Annotated in this window: 17 protein-coding genes, 1 tRNA gene and 2 rRNA genes (1 of these 20 cut by a window edge); 11 read left to right on the top strand and 9 right to left on the bottom strand. The window is 61.6% G+C overall.

Annotated elements, in window-relative coordinates; genetic code table 11:
• The 3 genes from NKI58_RS00300 to NKI58_RS00290 all read left to right on the top strand — a co-directional run.
• Positions 1-2,005: ribosomal RNA gene (locus NKI58_RS00300) — 23S ribosomal RNA — on the top strand; it begins 794 nt to the left of the window's first position.
• A 97-nt stretch (positions 2,006-2,102) separates the two neighbouring features.
• Positions 2,103-2,217 (top strand): 5S ribosomal RNA (gene rrf, locus NKI58_RS00295).
• A 130-nt stretch (positions 2,218-2,347) separates the two neighbouring features.
• Positions 2,348-2,424 (top strand) — tRNA-Met (locus tag NKI58_RS00290).
• Between the two features lie 276 nt (positions 2,425-2,700).
• Here NKI58_RS00290 and NKI58_RS00285 read toward each other — a convergent pair.
• From NKI58_RS00285 to NKI58_RS00260, 6 genes are all read right to left on the bottom strand, one after another.
• Entirely contained in the window at positions 2,701-3,207 is a 507-nt protein-coding gene (locus NKI58_RS00285; RefSeq protein WP_352853013.1) for an L-2-amino-thiazoline-4-carboxylic acid hydrolase, read from the bottom strand.
• Positions 3,204-3,995 (bottom strand): ATP-binding cassette domain-containing protein, encoded by a 792-nt coding sequence (locus NKI58_RS00280; RefSeq protein ID WP_352783524.1) that lies wholly within the window; start codon positions 3,993-3,995, stop codon positions 3,204-3,206. Before NKI58_RS00280 ends, NKI58_RS00285 begins: the two co-directional genes overlap by 4 nt.
• On the bottom strand, positions 3,992-4,993 hold the full coding sequence (locus tag NKI58_RS00275) for an ABC transporter ATP-binding protein (protein ID WP_352783527.1): 1,002 nt from the start codon (positions 4,991-4,993) through the stop codon (positions 3,992-3,994). The genes NKI58_RS00280 and NKI58_RS00275 overlap by 4 nt, the downstream gene beginning before the upstream one ends.
• Positions 4,990-5,820, bottom strand: coding sequence for an ABC transporter permease (locus NKI58_RS00270; RefSeq protein WP_352783530.1), 831 nt, complete (start codon positions 5,818-5,820; stop codon positions 4,990-4,992). The genes NKI58_RS00275 and NKI58_RS00270 overlap by 4 nt, the downstream gene beginning before the upstream one ends.
• Positions 5,817-6,803: an ABC transporter permease gene (locus tag NKI58_RS00265; protein WP_352783534.1), complete on the bottom strand. Its 987-nt coding sequence runs from the start codon at positions 6,801-6,803 to the stop codon at positions 5,817-5,819. The genes NKI58_RS00270 and NKI58_RS00265 overlap by 4 nt, the downstream gene beginning before the upstream one ends.
• A gap of 287 nt (positions 6,804-7,090) precedes the next feature.
• The gene (locus NKI58_RS00260; RefSeq protein ID WP_352783539.1) at positions 7,091-8,701 is read right to left on the bottom strand and encodes an ABC transporter substrate-binding protein; all 1,611 of its coding nucleotides are present in this window, start codon (positions 8,699-8,701) and stop codon (positions 7,091-7,093) included.
• A 366-nt stretch (positions 8,702-9,067) separates the two neighbouring features.
• Between NKI58_RS00260 and NKI58_RS00255 the strand changes: the two genes are divergently transcribed.
• Positions 9,068-10,255, top strand: coding sequence for a M24 family metallopeptidase (locus NKI58_RS00255; protein ID WP_352783549.1), 1,188 nt, complete (start codon positions 9,068-9,070; stop codon positions 10,253-10,255).
• Positions 10,256-10,267: 12 nt separating this feature from the next.
• Here NKI58_RS00255 and NKI58_RS00250 read toward each other — a convergent pair whose 3' ends face one another.
• From NKI58_RS00250 to NKI58_RS00240, 3 genes are read right to left on the bottom strand one after another with little or no spacing between them, the layout of a single operon-like run.
• On the bottom strand, positions 10,268-10,687 hold the full coding sequence (locus NKI58_RS00250; protein ID WP_352783550.1) for a cupin domain-containing protein: 420 nt from the start codon (positions 10,685-10,687) through the stop codon (positions 10,268-10,270).
• 26 nt (positions 10,688-10,713) lie between these two features.
• Positions 10,714-11,553, bottom strand: a complete 840-nt coding sequence (locus NKI58_RS00245) for a phosphoenolpyruvate hydrolase family protein (protein WP_352456829.1) — start codon at positions 11,551-11,553, stop codon at positions 10,714-10,716.
• Positions 11,554-11,564: 11 nt separating this feature from the next.
• Positions 11,565-12,761, bottom strand: coding sequence for a Tm-1-like ATP-binding domain-containing protein (locus NKI58_RS00240; RefSeq protein WP_352853010.1), 1,197 nt, complete (start codon positions 12,759-12,761; stop codon positions 11,565-11,567).
• A 109-nt stretch (positions 12,762-12,870) separates the two neighbouring features.
• Between NKI58_RS00240 and NKI58_RS00235 the strand changes: the two genes are divergently transcribed.
• From NKI58_RS00235 to NKI58_RS00205, 7 genes are all read left to right on the top strand, one after another.
• On the top strand, positions 12,871-13,566 hold the full coding sequence (locus NKI58_RS00235) for a TetR/AcrR family transcriptional regulator (RefSeq protein WP_502896892.1): 696 nt from the start codon (positions 12,871-12,873) through the stop codon (positions 13,564-13,566).
• Positions 13,567-13,924: 358 nt separating this feature from the next.
• On the top strand, positions 13,925-15,241 hold the full coding sequence (locus NKI58_RS00230) for an ABC transporter substrate-binding protein (protein WP_352448404.1): 1,317 nt from the start codon (positions 13,925-13,927) through the stop codon (positions 15,239-15,241).
• A 74-nt stretch (positions 15,242-15,315) separates the two neighbouring features.
• Positions 15,316-16,221, top strand: coding sequence for a carbohydrate ABC transporter permease (locus NKI58_RS00225; protein WP_023722315.1), 906 nt, complete (start codon positions 15,316-15,318; stop codon positions 16,219-16,221).
• 1 nt (position 16,222) lies between these two features.
• Positions 16,223-17,182, top strand: a complete 960-nt coding sequence (locus NKI58_RS00220; RefSeq protein ID WP_352448403.1) for a carbohydrate ABC transporter permease — start codon at positions 16,223-16,225, stop codon at positions 17,180-17,182.
• A complete protein-coding gene (locus NKI58_RS00215) occupies positions 17,179-17,400 on the top strand; it encodes a hypothetical protein (RefSeq protein ID WP_352853008.1) in 222 nt (73 codons plus the stop codon). Before NKI58_RS00220 ends, NKI58_RS00215 begins: the two co-directional genes overlap by 4 nt.
• Positions 17,397-18,500, top strand: a complete 1,104-nt coding sequence (locus NKI58_RS00210) for an ABC transporter ATP-binding protein (protein ID WP_352456825.1) — start codon at positions 17,397-17,399, stop codon at positions 18,498-18,500. Before NKI58_RS00215 ends, NKI58_RS00210 begins: the two co-directional genes overlap by 4 nt.
• Entirely contained in the window at positions 18,500-19,603 is a 1,104-nt protein-coding gene (locus NKI58_RS00205; protein WP_352783555.1) for an ABC transporter ATP-binding protein, read from the top strand. The genes NKI58_RS00210 and NKI58_RS00205 overlap by 1 nt, the downstream gene beginning before the upstream one ends.
• Positions 19,604-19,805 lie beyond the last annotated feature (202 nt).

Here is a 19,805-nt window from a genome sequence, read left to right as displayed (position 1 = left end):
GTTCGGGATGACTTGTGGCTAGGGGTGAAAGGCCAATCAAACTCGGAAATAGCTGGTTCTCCGCGAAATCTATTTAGGTAGAGCGTCGACCGAATACCCCAGGGGGTAGAGCACTGGATGGGCTAGGGGTCCTCACCGGATTACCAAACCTAACCAAACTCCGAATACCTGGGAGTAATAGTCGGCAGACACACGGCGGGTGCTAACGTCCGTCGTGAAAAGGGAAACAACCCTGACCTACAGCTAAGGTCCCCAAGTTATGGCTAAGTGGGAAAGGATGTGAGGATCCCAAAACAACCAGGATGTTGGCTTAGAAGCAGCCATCATTTAAAGAAAGCGTAACAGCTCACTGGTCTAAATAAGGGTCTTTGCGCCGAAAATGTAACGGGGCTAAAGCCATACACCGAAGCTTAGGGTTTGCAGCAATGCAAGCGGTAGCGGAGCGTTCTGTAAGCTGATGAAGCCATACCCGTGAGGGGTGGTGGAGGTATCAGAAGTGCGAATGCTGACATGAGTAACGTAAGGGGAGTGAGAGACTCCCCCGCCGAAAGTCCAAGGGTTCCTGCTTAAAGCTAATCTGAGCAGGGTTAGCCGGCCCCTAAGTCGAGGCAGAAATGCGTAGACGATGGGAACCACGTTAATATTCGTGGGCCTGGAGGAAGTGACGGATCATTGAGGTAGTCCAATCTTATCGGATTGAAAGGGCTGCTGCGTGGTTCCAGGAAATAGCTCCTCCTTATAGACCGTACCCGAAACCGACACTGGTGGACTGGTAGAGTATACCAAGGCGCTTGAGAGAACTATGCTGAAGGAACTCGGCAAATTGCACGCGTAACTTCGGAAGAAGCGTGACCCTTTCATGCGCAAGCATGGGAGGGTGGCACAGACCAGGGGGTAGCGACTGTTTATCAAAAACACAGGGCTCTGCGAAGTCGCAAGACGACGTATAGGGTCTGACGCCTGCCCGGTGCTGGAAGGTTAAGAGGAGGGGTGCAAGCTCTGAATCGAAGCCCCAGTAAACGGCGGCCGTAACTATAACGGTCCTAAGGTAGCGAAATTCCTTGTCGGGTAAGTTCCGACCTGCACGAATGGCGTAACGACTTCCCCGCTGTCTCCAGCATAGACTCAGTGAAATTGAATTCCCCGTGAAGATGCGGGGTTCCTGCGGTTAGACGGAAAGACCCCGTGCACCTTTACTATAGCTTTACATTGGCATTCGTAGTGGCATGTGTAGGATAGGTGGTAGGCTTTGAAACCTGGGCGCCAGCTCAGGTGGAGCCACCCTTGAAATACCACCCTTATCACTATGGATGTCTAACCGCGGCCCGTTATCCGGGTCCGGGACAATGTATGGTGGGTAGTTTGACTGGGGCGGTCGCCTCCTAAAGAGTAACGGAGGCGCGCGATGGTGGGCTCAGAACGGTCGGAAATCGTTCGCTGAGTGCAATGGCATAAGCCTGCCTGACTGCGAGACTGACAAGTCGAGCAGAGACGAAAGTCGGTCATAGTGATCCGGTGGTCCCGCGTGGAAGGGCCATCGCTCAACGGATAAAAGGTACGCCGGGGATAACAGGCTGATGACCCCCAAGAGTCCATATCGACGGGGTTGTTTGGCACCTCGATGTCGACTCATCGCATCCTGGGGCTGGAGCAGGTCCCAAGGGTATGGCTGTTCGCCATTTAAAGCGGTACGTGAGTTGGGTTCAGAACGTCGTGAGACAGTTCGGTCCCTATCTGCCGTGGGTGTAGGAATATTGAAAGGATCTGTCCCTAGTACGAGAGGACCGGGATGGACGGATCTCTGGTGGACCTGTTGTGGCGCCAGCCGCATAGCAGGGTAGCTATATCCGGACGGGATAACCGCTGAAGGCATCTAAGCGGGAAACCCACCTTAAAACGAGTATTCCCTGAGAACCGTGGAAGACGACCACGTTGATAGGCCGGGTGTGGAAGAGCGGCAACGCTTGAAGCTTACCGGTACTAATAGTTCGATCGGCTTGATCGTTCTCATTCCTAATGCCCATTTCTGGCGACAATCCTTTGGATTGCGCGGAGATGGATGGCACAGAAAACAGCTTCTCGAGCAACGTGCGTTTTGCCGACCTGGTGGTTATGGCGGAGCGGCTGCACCCGATCCCATTCCGAACTCGGCCGTGAAACGCTCCAGCGCTGATGGTACTTCGTCTCAAGACGCGGGAGAGTAGGTCGCTGCCAGGTCTGCCAAGCGCACGTTGTTTAATCTTCTCCTTACGAACAGGCCCGCCAACGGGACTCCGGGCCGCGAAAGCGGCCCTTTCATTTGGCGGAAGCTTGAATCCAGTGAGCCAAGGCTTACTTCTAGGGTTGACGCGGGGTGGAGCAGCCCGGTAGCTCGTCAGGCTCATAACCTGAAGGTCACAGGTTCAAATCCTGTCCCCGCAACCAAATTCGAAAACGGCCCGCCTTGTGCGGGCCGTTTTCGTTTTGCTGGCCGATTGGTTCGATCCCCGTCAGGCCTCGCACGAATCAGGCACAGCGAGACACCAAGGAAGGTCCAGCCCCCGCAACCAAATTCCTTGCATGCGAGCATCAAAAACCCCGGCAGCCTTACGGGGCCGGGTTTTTTTCCGTCCCGGCGCGCGAGCTTCGGTGTTTGGCAGCACGCCCCAAAACAGAGTTCCACGTCCTGCCGGCACCTAAATGTGCTGCATGGATGCAGCTTTAGCCGGCATCCCGGTTGGTCAAGGCGATGTGGCAGCAGCCGGAACCGTGGCCCGGCGTCCAGGTGACGTTGTCGAAGCGCACTCCGGTGGCCTCGAACAGGCCACGGTCGAAGGTGCCGGCGATGCGGCAGAGCGTGGCGAGCTTCTCGTCGCCGACGCCGGCCTCGACCCAGGCGTCCTTCAGCGGACAGCGCCTGACCTTGAAGGCGATGCGGTCCGGACTGCGTTCGACGTCGGTCGGATACATGCGACCGCCATCCGGGCTGACGGCGAGGAACGCCTCGCCGATCGCCGGTGCGTCGTTTGGGCCGAAATCGGCGAAGGCCGCCGCCGCAACCTCCTTGCCGCGCCGTTCGATGGTGCGGATCATGATCGCCTCAGCCGTTTCCGCGCCAACCTCCGCGGTCAGCTCGTCGAGCAACAGACGATAGAGATCGGCGCGGTTGCGGAAGGCGGAATCGAGTTCGCGCGACAGTTGTTCGGCTCGGGCTTCGGCGTCGGTCATGATGCGTCCTGTTCGATCCTTGACAGTCTTGGCGCTGCCGCTACCAGCGCCTTGCCGATCGCGGATTGCGGCGCGTCGATGACGCTGCGGGCATCGCCGCTCTCGGCAATCCGCCCGGCGTCCAGAATGGCGACGCGGTGGGCGATTGCACGGACGACGCCGAGATCGTGCGAAATGAACAGATAGGCGATACGCTCCTCGCGTTGAAGATCGAGCAGCAGTTGCAGGATCTGCGCGCGAACCGAAACGTCGAGCGCCGACACGGCCTCGTCGAGCACGACCAGCGACGGTTTCGTGGCGATGGCGCGGGCGATTGCAACGCGCTGGCGTTGGCCGCCGGAAATTTCGTGAATGGCGCGACCGGCGAGACCGGGGCTGAGGCCGACGCGTTCCAGCAGAGCTGCAATACGGCGCGGGCGCTCGGGGCCAGAGGCAATGTGATGGATGCGCAAGGGGTCGTCGAGCACACGCGCGACTGTGGCGCGTGGGTTCAAGGCGGCGAGCGGATCCTGAAACACCATCTGAAGACGGGCGCGCCGGCCGCGCAAGGCAGCGCCGTTCAGCGACAGGAAATCGCTGCCTTCAAATTCAATACGGCCGGTATCGACTTCGATGAGCCGGAGCACTAGACGAGCTATCGTCGACTTGCCGCTGCCGGAAGGTCCGGCCAGCGCCAGCGTCTCGCCGGGGTCGATGTGGAAGGAAACGTCGTCGACCGCGGCGATGATCTTGCCGCCGCGACTGTATCGTTTGGTCAGGCCGGAAACGGCCAGCAGAGGACTGGTCATGGTCGCTGCAGCAGCGGCTCGGCGTTGAGGCCGAGATTGGCGTCGAGCAGCCTACGAGTGTATGCGTGACGCGGCGCATTGACGATTTGGACTGTCGAACCGAGCTCGAGCAGCTCGCCATGCCGGAACACCGCGATGCGCTCTGCAAGCTCAGCGGCCAGCGCGATGTCGTGGCTGATGAACAGCAGCGTCATACCGTCCTCGGCCACCAGTCGCCGGATCAGCCCGACGATCTCGGCCTGCACGATCGTATCCAGCGCGCTGGTCGCCTCGTCGGCGATCAGCAGTTTCGGCCCGGCCGCAATCGCTGCGGCGATCGCCACACGCTGCTTCTGGCCGCCGGAGAGCTGGTGCGGGAAGGCGCAGAGGGCAGCGTCCGGATCGGGCAGGCGGACGCGCTCGAGCAGGGTTTTTGCCTTGGCATAGGCGTCTCGCCAACTGAGGCCGAGATGAGTGCACGCGACTTCCGCGATCTGCTTGCCGATTGGCATCACCGGGTCGAGACTGGCGGATGGGTCCTGGAAAACGAAGCCGATATCGCGGCCGCCGATGGGGGTGTGGCTTGTCGCAATGACGAATGGTCGGCGCTCTGTCGCGCCCCCTTCTGTCCTGCCGGACATCTCCCCCTCAAGGGGGGAGATTGCACTTTCATCTCTGCCTTCGCCAATCACCGAAGCTGGCGGAAAGGAACCGGCTGCGGAACTGCCGATCTCCCCCTTTGAGGGGGAGATGTCCGGCAGGACAGAGGGGGGTGCCTTGGCACCAAACATTGGTGGCGGGCGCAAGAGCCAATCGATGCGGCCTTCGATCCTGGCGGTGGCCGGCAGCAGGCCGGCAATGGCCAGCGCCAGCGTGCTCTTGCCCGAACCGCTTTCACCGATGATGGCAAAGCGCTCGCCGGCGGTGATGTCGAAGCCGACATTCTTCAGCGCCGCTACCTCGGCGCCGTCGCGGCGATAGGTCACCGTCAGATTGCGGATCGAAGCAAGCGCCGTCACGACAGGCTCCTCCTCATCGCCGTGGTCTCGACGACGCCTTCGCCGGCGAGATAGACGCCGAGCACGGTGAGCACGAGCGCTACGCCCGGAATGATCGACAGGAAGGGCGCGGTGCGCAGCACGGCGCGGCCTTCGGCGATCATGCCGCCCCAGGTAACCCGGTTGGGATCGCCGAGGCCGAGAAAGGACAATGCCGCTTCGGTGAGAATCGCCGCGGCGACGATCACCGACGACAAAGCCATTACCGGCGGCAGCGCATTGGGGAGCACCTCGCGAAAGGCGATCTCCAACGGATGCATGCCGATGACGCGGGCGCCGGCAACAAAATCGCGCTCGCGGATCGACAGCACTTCGGCCCGCGCCACGCGTGCCGGTCCGGTCCAGGCGCCAAGCGCGATCGCCGCGACGACGACGCCGAGCGACGGCCCGACGATGCTGACGAAAGCCAAAGCCAGCAGAAAGGCTGGCACGGTCTGGAACGCGTCGGCGATGCGCATCAGCATCTCGTCGACAACGCCGCCAGCAAAACCGGCCAACGTGCCGATCACGACGCCGACGGCAAGGGCGACGGCTGCTGCTGCCAGCCCGACCGCCAGCGAGGTGCGGGCGCCGTGGAGAAGCTCGGCTAGCACGTCGCGGCCGAGGCGGTCGGTGCCGAGTGGCAACGACCAGTCCTGGAACGGCGGCAGCAACGCCGGCCCGGCAATGGCCTGCGGATCGCCGGGAAAGAACAAAGGTGCGGCAAGCGCCACGCCAAACAGCGCCGCCAGGATGACCGCGCCGGCGATCGCTTCCGGGGTCCGGAGAAAGCGGCGAAGCGGGCTCACGCGCCGGCCTCACTGGCGCCGACGCGCGGATCGAGGAAGGCGTAGGCGATGTCGACGAGAAGGTTGATGATGACGACCAGGACAGCGCTGGTGAGAATAATGCCGAGCAGTAGTGGGGTATCCCGCGCGGCCACCGCTTCCTGCGCCAGTCGGCCAAGGCCTGGCACGGAAAAGACGCTTTCGATGACGACGCTGCCGCCCAGCATCTGCGCGGACTGCAGGCCGAACATGGTGACCAGCGGCAACAGCGCGTTGCGGGCGACGTGGGCGAGCACGATGCGACGGCGGGAAAGTCCCCTGGCACGGGCGGCCAGCACAAAGTCCTGTCGCCACACCTCGGCCATGCCGGCGCGCATCATGCGCAGATAGAGCGCCAGATAAATGAAGCCGAGCGCCGAAACCGGCAGGACGAGATGGCGGGCGATATCGGCGGCACGATCGAGGCCGGTCTTGTCCGAGGCGATACTCTCGATGCCGCCGATCGGAAACCAGCGCAGGTCGACGGCGAAGACAATGATCAGCACAAGCCCGAGCCAGAAGCCCGGCACGGCATAGAGCGCCAGCGAACCGATGGAGAGGAAGCGATCGCGGAAGCTGCCGGGTCTGGCGCCGGCATAGATGCCGAGCGCCGAGCCGAGGCCGAAGGAGAGCGCGGTGGCGCTGCCCATCAACAGCAGCGTGTTGGGCAGGCGCCCGAGGATGACATCGCGGATCGGCCGCGAAAAGCTGACCGATTGGCCGAGATCGAGATGCAGCAGCGCCCAAAGATAATTGGCGAGCCGTGTCAGCTCCGACTGGTCGAGACCCCAGCGGTGACGCAACAACTCGATCATGCCGGCGTCGCCGCCGGTCGAGACGATGTAGGCATCGACCGCGTCGCCGGGAGCGGCTTCGAGCAACAGGAACGTGCCGATGACGACAATCAGCAGCACGAAGATGCTGCCGACGAGACGGCGGCGAAGGAGGATGACGGCGCGGGTCATGGCGCAACGCCGATAGGAGAGCCAAGTCTTCGGTGCCGCGCTCTACGGCGCCCCCCTCTGTCCTGCCGGACATCTCCCCCACAAGGAGGGAGATTGGCAGTTTCGGCGTTGCCGGCCGTCTTGCAACGCTGGAGATTGGCAAAAGCGACAATGACAGCCGATCTCCCCGCTCGTGGGGGAGATGCCAAGTGGTGGCAAAGAGGGCAGGACAGAGGGGGGCGCGAAAAAGCTCTCATCGCTGAAGCTGAGCACCCAGACAAGCGGCGCGCAAGTCTGGAGAGACTTCCTTACCCCTCCAGCCAAGTGTCCGCCCAGTTCGATACCGCCCAGCGCGGGTTGTTGGCGATGTTGTTGACCGTATCGCGGGCGACGCTGATGAAACTCCATTCGGCGACGTTGATCAGCGGCAGGTCGGCGGCAACTTTTCTCTGGAACTCCTTGTAGAGTTCAGTGCGGGCGGCGGTGTCGAGCGTCTCCGATGCCTTGGCGATCAGGGCGTCGAGATCGGCATTCTTGTAGCCACCCTGGTTGGAGAAGGGCACGCCGTCGGGAGTACCGCTCTGCACCAGGATGGTGGTCGAGATCGCCGGATCGCCGCGGAACACCGGCGGCCCGACCGCAAGGTCGAAGGCGTGATCGGTGTAGACAGCCTTGATATGCGCGGCAGAGTCGTTGTTGACCAGCTGGGCGTCGATGCCGATGGCGGCGAGCGCCTGGCGCAGATAGTCGCCGAACTGCTTGGTTTCGTTGAAGTAGGGCGCCGGCAGCAACCTCAGTGAAAAGCGCTTGCCGTCATCGCCTCGGCTGTAGCCGGCCTCGTCAAGCAAGGCGTTGGCCTTGGCAACGTCGAAGGCGTAGGTCGGCACGTCGGCGGTATAGAATTGCGGGTCGTTTTTCGGCACCGGGCCAGTGGCGGTGGCGGCATAGCCAAGGAATACCGTCTTGACGACGAAATCCTTGTCGATGGCGTGAGCGATCGCCTGGCGTACTTTCAGGTCGGCCAGCTCCTTGCGGCGATGATTGATCTCGACGACGAGCTGGTAGGTCAGCCCTTCATAACCCTTGGTGATCACCTTGAGACCGGGCACTTTGGAGATGCGGTCGAGATCGGCCAGGGGCACGGCGGAGAAGGCGGCGAGCTGGATCTCTTCGGCTTCCAGGGCGCTGGCAGCCGACGCGCGGTCCGGCAGCACCTGATAGATGATCTCGTCGAGATAGGGCTCGTCCTTGCCCCAATAGTCGGTGTTCTTCTCCAGCCGGTAATATTCGCCGGGCTTGTGTTCGGCAAATTTGAACGGTCCGGTGCCGACCGGGGCGTTGTTGGCCGGATTGTCCTCGATCTTTCCGGTCTCGTAGATGTGCTTGGGCACCACGCTGCTCAGCGCCGGCAAGGCGTTGCGGATCAGCTGGAACGGTGTCGGCTTGGCGAATTTGAACACGGCGGTGGCTTCGTCCGGCGTGTCGACCGCGTCCAGATCCTTGAACACGGTGCGGCCGAGATTCTGCAGCGGCTTCCAGACCTGCAGCGCCGAGAAGGCGACATCGGCTGAGGTGAATGGCTTCCCATCATGCCATTTGACGCCCTCGCGCAGTTTGAACGTCACCGACAGGCCGTCGGCGGCACCTTCCCAGCTGAGCGCCAGGCGCGGATCGAGCCCGTCCTTGCCGCCGAAGGAGGCCTCGGCCAAGGTTTCCACGATCTTGCTCGAAATGAAGAAGACGCCGTTCGAGGCGACAATCGCCGGATTGAGATTGCGCGGCTCGGAATCGGCGGCGACAACCAGTCGTCCGCCCTTTCTCGACGTCTGCGCCGAGCCGATCGTCGGCATGGCGGTGGAGGCCAACAGCAATGCCGAACCGGCCAGCATTGTACGTCTGGAAATGGTGAACTCTGGCATGATCGAACTCCGTCCTCTCCGCGGACCCGGCCGGGTCCGCCGTACCCCTCGGACGCTCGTAAGCATCCTGCAAAGCTGATTATGGGCCTTGTGCGGGGTTTCGCCAAAGACGGAATTGGCGCATCTCTACGTGGCTTTGAAATTTCCGTCCGCTGGACCAGTTGTACAGAAAACGGTTCGACGCGCGGTTCTAGCAGGACCAGACTGGAGTAAAGTGCAGCAGGTGGAGCAGCTTTTGGGGCTGGTTCGCCCGTTCTGGCTGGACCAGATCGGGCAAAATGATGCAGATTTAAGCATAGCCGAGGTTCAGAGCCGGAAAAGCCGGTGCCGGCGAGCGGCCGGCTAAGGGATTTCAGGGAGAGAGACATGAACATTGCCCCAGGCAAGAATGCCGTCGGCAGCGTGCCGTTCGACCAGGCCAGGGTGGACGGGCTGATGGAGGAGGCCGGCATCGACGTGCTGCTCGCCACCTCCAAGCACAACACGCAATATCTGCTTGGCGGCTACAAGTTCATCTTCTTCGCCGCCATGGATGCAATCGGCCACAGCCGTTATCTGCCTGTCGTCGTCTATGAGAAAGGTGGGCCGGAGCATGCCGCCTATATCGGCAACCGCATGGAAGGCGGCGAGCACCAGAATCATCCGTTCTGGACGCCGACACTGCATGCCGCCTCCTGGGGTACGCTCGATGCCGCCAATCTGGCGGTCGAGCATTTGCGAAAGATCGGCAAGGGCAATGCCCGCATCGGCATCGAGCTCGCCTTCCTGCCGTCCGACGCCTATATGCTGATCCGCAACGCGCTGCCGGATGCCAAGCTGATCGATGCGACTGATATGCTGGAGCGCATGCGGGCAATCAAAACCGAGGCGGAGCTGGAAAAGCTGCGCATCGCTTCGGAGCTGATCACCGATTCCATGCTGGCGACCATCGGCTGGGCACGCGAAGGCACGACCAAGAGCGAGATCATCGAACAGCTCAGGCGCGAGGAGACCAATCGCGGCGCGCATTTCGAATATTGCCTGTTGACGCTAGGCTCCAGCCACAACCGCGCCGCCTCGCCGCAGGCGTGGAGGAAGGGCGAGGTGATGTCGATCGATTCCGGCGGCAACTACCACGGCTACATCGGCGATCTTTGCCGCATGGGCGTGCTGGGCGACCCTGACGCCGAACTCGAGGATCTGCTGGCCGAGATCGAGACAGTGCAGCAGGCGGCCTTCTCCAAGGTCAAGGCGGGCACGCTGGGCGGTGACATGATTTGTCATGCCGAAGGCGTTCTGAAGAAATCCAAGGTTGCGGCCTATACTGATTTCTTCGCGCATGGCATGGGGCTGATCACGCATGAAGCGCCGTTCCTGATGACCAACCATCCGGTGACCTATGAAGGCACCTATGCCGCAAAGCCGCTGGAGAAGAATATGGTGCTTTCGGTCGAGACGACCATGCTCCACCCGACGCGCGGCTTCATCAAGCTGGAGGACACGGTGGCGGTGACCGATGCCGGTTACGTCATGTTCGGCGATCGGGGCCGGGGCTGGAACGGGGGCGGGGCTTAGGCGCCTTCTATCTCAATTCCCGCCTGGCGGCAGCAGGGTGAAATCCGGCAACTCCCGCAACGCCAGTTCCGGCCCGGCCGGCGAATAGACGACGAAAAGCTGCATCGGCCCGTCGCCGGTATTGAGCGTCGAGTGGAAGCGGCTTTCCGGCACATAGATGGTACAGCCGGGGCCGACTTTCTCGACGACCGGGTTGCCTTTCTCGTCTTCGACCATCTGCTCGCCATTGCCTGAGATGACAAAGATGATCTCCTCCGCACCCGGATGGTTATGACGCGTATGGCCTTTGCCTGACGGTAGGTCGACGACACCACCGGAAAATCGCTTTGCGCCGTTCACTTCGGGAGCGACCGTCAGCGACAGCCTGCCCCAGTCGAAGCCGAAGGCGCTAACGTCTTTTGGATATACGAATACCTTGCTGTTGTCGGTCATCGTCCCACCCTTCTTTTTGCTGGTCTCTACGCAGCGCCGAACGTGACGGCCTTGAAATCCGCCGTCTGCCTGGCGATCGAGGCTTCCGCCGGCAGCCGCTCCATCGAACTGGCGCCATAGAACCCGTGCAGGCCCTTGCAGCGCTCGAGAATATATCTGGCGTCGTCCGGCATCGAGATCGGCCCGCCATGGCAAAGCAGGATCATATCCTCGCGCACTGAGCGTGCCGCTTTGGCGATGGCGTCGATCTCGCTCACACAGTCGTCCAGCGATTTAGCCGATGTCGCGCCAATCGAGCCGCCGGTGGTCACCCCCATATGGGCGACGACGATGTCGGCGCCAGCTGTTGTCATGGCGCGCGCCTCGTCTGGGTTGAAGACATAGGGCGTGGTCAACAGGTCGAGTTTGTGAGCCTCGGCGATCATGTCGACCTCGAGCCCGAAGCCCATGCCGGTTTCTTCAAAACTCTGCCGCATCTGGCCGTCGAACAGGCCGATGGTCGGAAAGTTCTGCACACCGGAAAAGCCCATCGTCTTCAACTCGGCCAAAAGCAGCGGCATGATGACGAAGGGATCGGTGCCGTTGACGCCGGCCAGCACCGGCGTCTTCTTCACTACCGGCAGCACTTCGTAGGCCATTTCCTTGACGATCTCGTTGGCGTTGCCATAGGCGAGCAGGCCGGCGGCCGAGCCGCGCCCGGCCATGCGGTAGCGGCCGGAATTGTAGATGATGATCAGGTCGATGCCGCCGGCTTCCTCTGCCTTGGCCGACAGGCCGGTGCCGGCACCGCCGCCGACGATCGGCACGCCGTCCGCGATCATCTTGCGGAATTTCTCCAGGATTTTCTTGCGCGGTATGGCGGCCATGTCTTGGTGTCTCACTGTCTGGCGATGTCGAGGAAGGCCGTTGTGGCAGCCCAGGCGAATTCGGGGTCGTTGATATGAAGCGGCAGGCGCAGCACGCGCCGCGTTTTGGCGGGTTTGATGGTACGCTCGATCGCGTCGAACAAAGCGGCATCGGCTTCAGGGTCGAAGAAGGCGCCGCCTTCAATGTCGAGCGCCGACACGCCTTTCTCCGGAATGAGGAAACGAACCGGACCCTGGCAGAGGCTCAGCCTTGTGCCGATCCATTCGCCGATCGTTCTGCTTTCGTCGGCAGTGGTGCGCATCAGTGTGACGTTTGGATTGTGCTCATAGAACAGCCGGCCGCGATAGCGTTCCGGAATTGTCGGCGGCGCCCAGAAATTGACCATGTCGAGCGCGCCGACCGAGCCGACATAAGGCAGCCCGGTGCGGGCGATGGCGCCAAAGCGATCTTCGGTCGCCGGCAGCACGCCGCCAAGCACCAAGTCGCAGACTTCGGTCGTTGTGATGTCGATGACGCCTGACAACAGGCCGCTGTCGGCCAATTTTTCCATGGTGCGGCCGCCGGTGCCGGTGGCATGAAAGACCATGCAGTCATAGGTCGAACGAAGCTCATCGGCGATCGCGGTCACGCATGGCGTGGTGACGCCGAACATGGTGAGGCCGAGCGACGGTTTGCCCTCGGGCGGCGGCGCCGGCTTTGTCGCCATGCCTGATATCGCCTGGGCGGCATTGTGCAGCACAACGCGCGAAAGCCGGTTGAGGCCGGCCATGTCGGTCACCGACGGCATCATGACGATGTCGGAGACGTCGACGTAAGGCGCGGTGTCACCCGAGGCCAACGTCGAAACCATGATCTTGGGCAGACCGAACGGCAGCGTGCGCATGCCTGCGGTGATGATCGAGGTGCCGCCACCGCCGCCAATGCCGATAATCCCGGCAATATCGCTGCGCGACTGGACAAACCGGGCAAAGGCGGCAGCCATCGCCGCCACCGCGGTGCCGCGATCGTCGACGCCGAGCACGGCATTGCGACCCTCGGAATGGTGGCTGGCGACCTCGTCTGCCGAAACATCGACCGGCACGGTCGCGCCGCGTGTTCCGATGTCGACACGGGCAATCGAAGCGCCGGTAGCCGCGACCGCATCGGCCAGAAATGCGAGTTCCTCGCCCTTGGTGTCGGCGGTGCCCACCACATAGATGCGCTTCATCGCGTTTCCCCGGTCTTGGGCGTGCTCGGCGCTGCCGCCCCTTTTTGCCCGGCCGTTCGACGGCGCGAAGGGCCATTGCAATTTTTTGAGACACGCGTATCGTATTGACATGAATGTCTCACGTCAACAAGCGGCAATGGACGACGATGCCAGCCAAGGGCCGAACCCCCAAGTAGAGCGCGGGGCCCGCGCGCGCACCAGGCGTCTCATGCTTGAGACGGCGACAAAGCTGATGCAGGCGGGCGCCACGCCCTCCGTCAGCGAGGTGGCGGAGGCAGCGGAGGTCTCGCGCGCCACCGCCTATCGGTATTTTCCGAGCCAGGCGGCGTTGGTGCAGGCGGTGGTCGATGAGGGGCTTGGGCCGATCCTTACGTGGAAATCGAGCTCTGCCGATCCCGAGCGCCGGGTCGCCGAGCTGTTCGAGACCGCCATGCCGCGCATCGAGGTCTTCGAAGCGACGTTCAAGGCGGCGCTGAAACTGTCGCTCGACCAGTGGGCGCAGCGACAGGCAGGCACGCTTGACGGCGAACCTGCCTTCACGCGCGGCCATCGCGTCGATCTTTTGAAAGATGCGATCGCGCCACTCAAAGGCCGGTTGCCGCCGCGCGAATTCAAGCGGCTCGCGCAGGCGCTGTCATTGATCTTCGGTGTTGAGGTGCTGATCGTTTTAAAGGATATATGGGGCTTGGATAGCCGCAGTACGATGTCGGTTGCGCAATGGGCGGCCGGCGCACTGGTGCGTGCGGCGGTGACGGAATCGATGGCTGAAGGTGACGGGATCGCGCCGACGAGGGCCGTTAGATGAGGCCAATCTGGTTCGACCAGATTTTCAGCCTGACCATTTGTGCTACTAGCGATGCAGCGGCCTAAGCAAGGCACTTATGTATCGAGGAGTAGGAAAATTCAGGGAAAACAGACAGATATCGCAGAAACCAACTTGTCTGCGTGTCCGCCACCGTTCAAGAAAGAGCTTGACGTTTGTCTGAAATTGGTAATACCAGATCAGGACAAATAAAGCGGATCAAAGGGTGAAGGCTAAGATCCGTTTCGGTCGAACGAGGAGGCTCAAAACCGGAACGGTGCCGTCACGGGAGGACTACCAGGGCCGGCCTCGCCGCCGGCTCGCATGACGCGGTAGAATGCGCACAAGGGAGGAAATCATTATGCGCAAGACAATGACCAGCTTGCTTGCTGGTATCGGCCTAGTGCTCGCCTGCGGAACGTCCGTCTACGCGCAGGAAAAGGAACTTACAATCTTCTGGGCGGAATGGGATCCGGCCAATTACCTGCAGGAACTCGGCAACGAATACGAGAAGGAAACCGGCGTCAAGATCACGGTGGAAACCACACCGTGGCCCGACTTCCAGACCAAGGCCTTCACCGAGTTCAACGCCCATGGCGACGCCTACGATATGGTCGTCGGCGACTCGCAATGGCTCGGTGCCGGCTCGACCGGTGGCCACTATGTCGACCTGACCGACTTCTTCAACAAGCACAAGGTCGGTGAAGTGATGGCACCGGCCACGGTGAAATACTATGCCGAATATCCGGGCGGCAGCAGCAAGTACTGGGCCATTCCGCTCGAAGGCGACGCCGTCGGCTGGTCCTATCGCAAGGACTGGTTCGAAGACCCCAAGGAAAAGGAAGCCTTCAAGGCCAAGTATGGCTACGATCTCGACGTGCCGAAGGATTTCAAGGCGCTACGCGACATCGCCGAATTCTTCTACCGGCCGGACCAGAAAAAATACGGCATCGCCATCTACACCGACAATTCCTATGACGCGATGGCGATGGGCTTCGAAAACGCGCTGTTCTCCTTCGGCGGCGAGCTGGGTGACTATAAGACCTACAAGGTCGATGGCTTCATCAACTCCGACAAGGCGATCGCGGCGCTCGACGCCTACAAGGAACTCTACAAGTTCACGCCTCCGGGCTGGGCCAAGTCGTTCTTCGTCGAGGACAACCAGGCGATCACTGAAAACCTGGCCGCGATGAGCATGAACTACTTCGCGTTCTTCCCCTCGTTGATCAACGAGGCGTCGAACCCGAACGCCAAGAACACCGGCTTCTTCGCCAATCCAGCCGGACCTGGCGGCGACCAGTTCGCCGCACTCGGCGGTCAGGGCATCTCCATCGTTTCCTACTCGCAGAAGCAGGAAGAGGCGACGAAGTTCCTGGAATGGTTCATCAAGGACGAGACCCAGAAGAAATGGGCAGCGCTTGGCGGCTACACCTGCAGTGCCGCCGTGCTCAAGTCGCCCGAATTCCAGAACGCCACGCCCTACAACAAGGCGTTCTACGAGACCATGTTCAAGGTCAAGGACTTCTGGGCGGTTCCGGAATACGCGGAACTGCTGCAGCAGCTTAACCAGCGCATCTATCCTTACATGATCGGCGGCGAAGGCACCGCCAAGGAGACGCTGGACGCACTGGCAGCCGACTGGAACGCGACCTTCAAGAAATACGGCCGCGGCCAATAAGTATGAAGTTTCACGGAGGGGGCGTTCGTGCCTCCTCCGTTTCTTTTTCTGATTTTTGAACCGGGAGCAGAGTCTTGGCGACCACGATGATCACCACGCTGGACAGGTCCTCGCGGGCCGCCGCTCGCGGTCTAAGCGACATTTCGATCCGCAATCTCTTCATCATCCCGACGATCCTGTTTCTGATCGTCTTCAACATCTTCCCGCTGATCTATTCGCTGGGCTATTCGTTCACCGATTTCCGCGCCTCGACCAGCGCGGCGGCGAATTTCGTCGGGCTGCAAAACTACCGCGACCTGCTCAGCGATCCCTATGTCTGGTCCAACTTCGCCATCACCGCAAAATACGTCATCATCTCGGTCGCCGGCCAGCTGCTCGTCGGCTTCGGCGTGGCCATGCTGCTCAATCGCGACATTCCGCTCAAGGGCCTGCTGACGACGCTCCTGTTGTTGCCGATGATGCTGTCGATGGCCGTCGTCGGCCTGTTCTGGAAGCTGCTCTACGATCCGTCCTTCGGCATCATCAATTATGCGCTGGGCCTCGGCACCTTCGAATGGCTGTCGGATCCGAAAATGGCGCTCTATGCGGTCGCGCTGACCGACATCTGGATGTGGTCGCCCTTCGTCATGCTGTTGTCGCTGGCCGGCCTGTCGGCCGTGCCCAAGCATCTCTACGAGGCAGCCGCGATCGACAGGGCCGGGCCGTTCTACACCTTCTTCCGCATAACGCTGCCGCTGGTTGCGCCGATCCTGATGATCGCGGTCATCTTCCGCACCATGGAGGCGTTCAAGACCTTCGACCTCGCCTACATCCTGACCAGCCAGCCGACGGCCGAGCTGATCTCGATCCGGCTCTACAAGATGGCGTTCCAGGAATGGCAGACCGGGCGTTCCTGCGCGCTCGCCTACATCGTGCTGATCATGGTGCTGGCGATCACCAACATCTATGTCAAATACCTCAACAAGGTGAAGGAGCGCTGAGATGGCCGCAGTCCGCACTTCTTCCGAAATCACCTTCAACCGGGTCGCCATCGTCGCTGTCCTGCTGGTGACGATCATCTTCCTGGCGCCGATCTACTGGATCGCCTCGACGGCGTTCAAGCCGCGCAACCTCGCCACCACCATTCCGCCGACGGTGGTTTTCCAGCCGGAGATATCGCCCTTCGTCAAGTTGTTCACCAAGCGTTCGCAACTGCGCAGCCCGCCGTCGCCGGAGGAGTACGCGGCTGCGCCGTGGTGGGAGCGCGTCGTCTTCAATGGGGGCGAAAAGATCGTGCGCGACGGCAAGGGCCAGGTGCAGTGGTCGGGCTATCCGAGCCGTTTCATGAACTCACTGATCGTTGCCATAACCTCGACCGTCCTGGCCGTCGGCATGGGCACCTTCACCGCCTATGGGTTCTCGCGCTTCAAGGTAAAAGGCGAGGCGGACCTACTGTTCTTCATCCTGTCGACACGCATGCTGCCGCCGGTGGTCGTCGCCATTCCGATGTTCCTGATGTACCGGGCGGTCGGCCTCAACGATTCCCATATCGGCCTGATCATCCTTTACACCGCCTTCAACCTGTCCTTCTCGGTGTGGCTGATGAAGGGCTTCATGGACGAGATCCCCAAGGAGTATGAGGAGGCGGCCCTCGTCGACGGCTATACGCGCATGGAGGCCTTCTTCAAGATCGTGCTGCCCGAGGCCGCCACCGGCATCGCCGCCACCGCCGTGTTCTGCTTTATCACGGCGTGGAACGAATATGCCTTCGCACTGATCATGACCAGCCGCCGTGCCCAGACAGCACCGCCCTTCATCCCCAGCCAGATCGGTTCCGGCCTGCCGGACTGGACGGTGATTGCCGCCGGAACCTTTCTGTTCCTGCTGCCGGTCGCGATCTTCACCTTCCTGCTCCGCAACCATCTGTTGCGCGGCATGTCGTTTGGAGCGATCCGCAAATGAGCTTTCGCTACATCAACCAGAAATATCTCGAACCGGGCAGCCAGGTGCTGATGGTGCTCGGTATCATCGCGCTCTGCCAGCCGTGGAACATGCTGCTGCACAGCTATGGCGTGACCATCATCCTGATCGGCCTGATCGGCTTCAACATCACCTCCAAGATCGCGCCGGAGGAGAAGGCCGGCACCGGGCAAGGGGCAAATCCGGGGGCACAGCATTGACCCAGATCGAGCTTCGAGGCGTCCAGAAATATTTCGGCGCCGTCCAGGTCATCAAAGACCTCAACCTGAAGATCGACGACAACGAGTTCATCGTGCTGCTCGGCCAGTCGGGCTGCGGGAAGACGACGACGCTCAGGGCGATTGCCGGGCTGGAGACGATCGACGGCGGCGACATCCTCATCGACGGCAAGCCGGTCCAGCACCTCAAGGCCGCCGATCGCGATATCGCCATGGTCTTCCAGTCGTTCTCGCTCTATCCGCATATGAGCGTCTATGAGAACATCGCCTTTCCGCTCAGGGCGACGCGCAAGAGCAAGGCCGAGATCGACAGCGAGGTGCGCTCGGTCGCCAAGACGCTGCAGATCAGCGATCTCCTCGCCAAGAAACCGTCGGCGCTGTCGGGCGGCGACATGCAGCGCGTGGCGATCGGCCGAGCCTTGGTGCGGCGGCCGAAGGCGATGCTGATGGACGAGCCGATCGGGGCGCTCGATGCCAAGCTGCGCGAGGAGATGCGGGCCGAGATCAAGCGGCTGCACATCAAGCAGGGCTCGACCAGCATCTACGTCACCCACGACCAGATCGAGGCGATGAGCCTCGCCGACCGCATCGTCATCATGCATGAAGGTGTGCTGCAGCAGGTCGGCTCGCCGGACGAGGTCTATTCGCATCCGGCGAATCTTTTCGTCGCGCAATTTGTAGGCAGCCCGGTGATGAACGTCGCCGACACTTCGGTGACCGAGAAAGCCTCATCGGCCTCGGTCACGGTCGGCGATGCGGCCGCCGGTTTCGAATTCCCGCGCGCCTTGCTGTCGAAGCTCAACGGCCATGCCGGCAGCCAACTCGCGCTCGGCATCCGGCCGGAAGGCGTCCTCGTCCGCCGCGAAGCCGCCGAGGGATTCTTGCCGGTGGAGACGCAGATCGTCGAGCCGCTCGGGTCCTTCGACATCGTCGACCTCAAGGTCGGCTCCAAGATGCTGCGTGCGCGCACCAAGAGCGGCTTCATCGGCGGCCCCGGCGAAAGGGTCTTCGTCAGAATCGATCCCAGCCAGGCGCATTTCTTCGACACGGCGAGCGGCAAATCGCTGGGAGTGAGACTCTGATGGCCCACATCCAGCTCAAGAACATCTCGAAGAAATTCGGCAATCACACCGCCTTGACCGGGCTCGATCTCGACATCGCCGATGGCGAGTTCTTCGTCCTGCTTGGCGAGACCGGCGCCGGCAAGACGACGACGCTGCGCATGATTGCCGGCCTGGAAAAACCGAGCGAAGGCCAGGTCTTCATCGACGGCGTCGATGTCGCCGACTGGGGCGCGGCCGAGCGTGACGTGGCGCTGGTGCTGCAGCAATATTCGCTGTACCCGCGCTATACGGTGCGCCAGAACCTCGAATTTCCGCTGAAGCCGAAGATCCGCCGGCTGCCCGATGCCGAGATCAAGGATCGTGTCGACCGCGCGGCCAGGACGCTGAGGATCGAGCATCTGCTCGACCGCAAGACCGACAGGCTTTCAGGCGGCGAGATGCAGCGCGTCTCGATCGGTCGCGCCATCGTGCGCAAGCCGCGGGTATTCCTGATGGACGAGCCGTTGTCGGCGCTCGACGCCAAATTGCGCGAGGCGCTGCGCACCGAATTGAAGAACCTGCAGATGCAGCTTGGCGCCACCTTCCTGTTCGTGACGCATGATCAGATCGAGGCGATGTCGATGGGTGACAAGGTCGGCGTGCTCAACCATGGCCGCATCGTCCAGACCGGCACGCCGTACGAGATCTATAACAATCCGCGCGACACCTACGTGGCAAGCTTCGTCGGCTCGCCGCCGATGAATCTCATCGACGGCAAGCTCGTCAACGGACGTGCGGTGATGGCGCCGCTCAATTTCGAATTGCCGTTTGCGGGGGGTGCCAAGACTTCGGGGGGTGCCAAGACGGGCGCGGCGATCGACGGTCGCCCGCTCGTCTTCGGTATTCGTCCCGAGGACGTCTATCTCGAGACCGGCGCGCCGGTCGAGGCGCGGGTCCATGACGTCGAGAACCATGGCGTCGAGAAGATCCTGACGCTGCGGGTCGGCGACGCCATGCTGCGCGCCACCGTGCCTGCCAGGACCGACGTCCAGATAGAGCAGCCGGTGCGCTTTGCCTGGAACCCGGACAAGGTGGTGCTGTTCGACAAGGGCAGCGGAATAAGCCTGCGTCACGCCGGCTAAGTACAATCGTCTTTACTGCGCTAGAGCGGGATGCGTTCAAAGTGAACCGTGCATCCCGCTCTATCCATGTGTTTTAGCCGCATTTGTGCGACGCCACGTAATTCCACTTGGCTGCGAAATGCTCGAGTCTTCCCGTCATCCCCCGTACGGGGGATGCGGATGCTCCGATTTGTCGAATAGGCTGATCCTTTGGTCCCAAACG

The organism is Mesorhizobium sp. M0522 (assembly GCF_040321085.1).
Taxonomy (GTDB): domain Bacteria; phylum Pseudomonadota; class Alphaproteobacteria; order Rhizobiales; family Rhizobiaceae; genus Mesorhizobium.
Note: the sequence above shows the minus strand (reverse complement) of the source record. Positions and strands in the feature narration are given on the sequence as shown.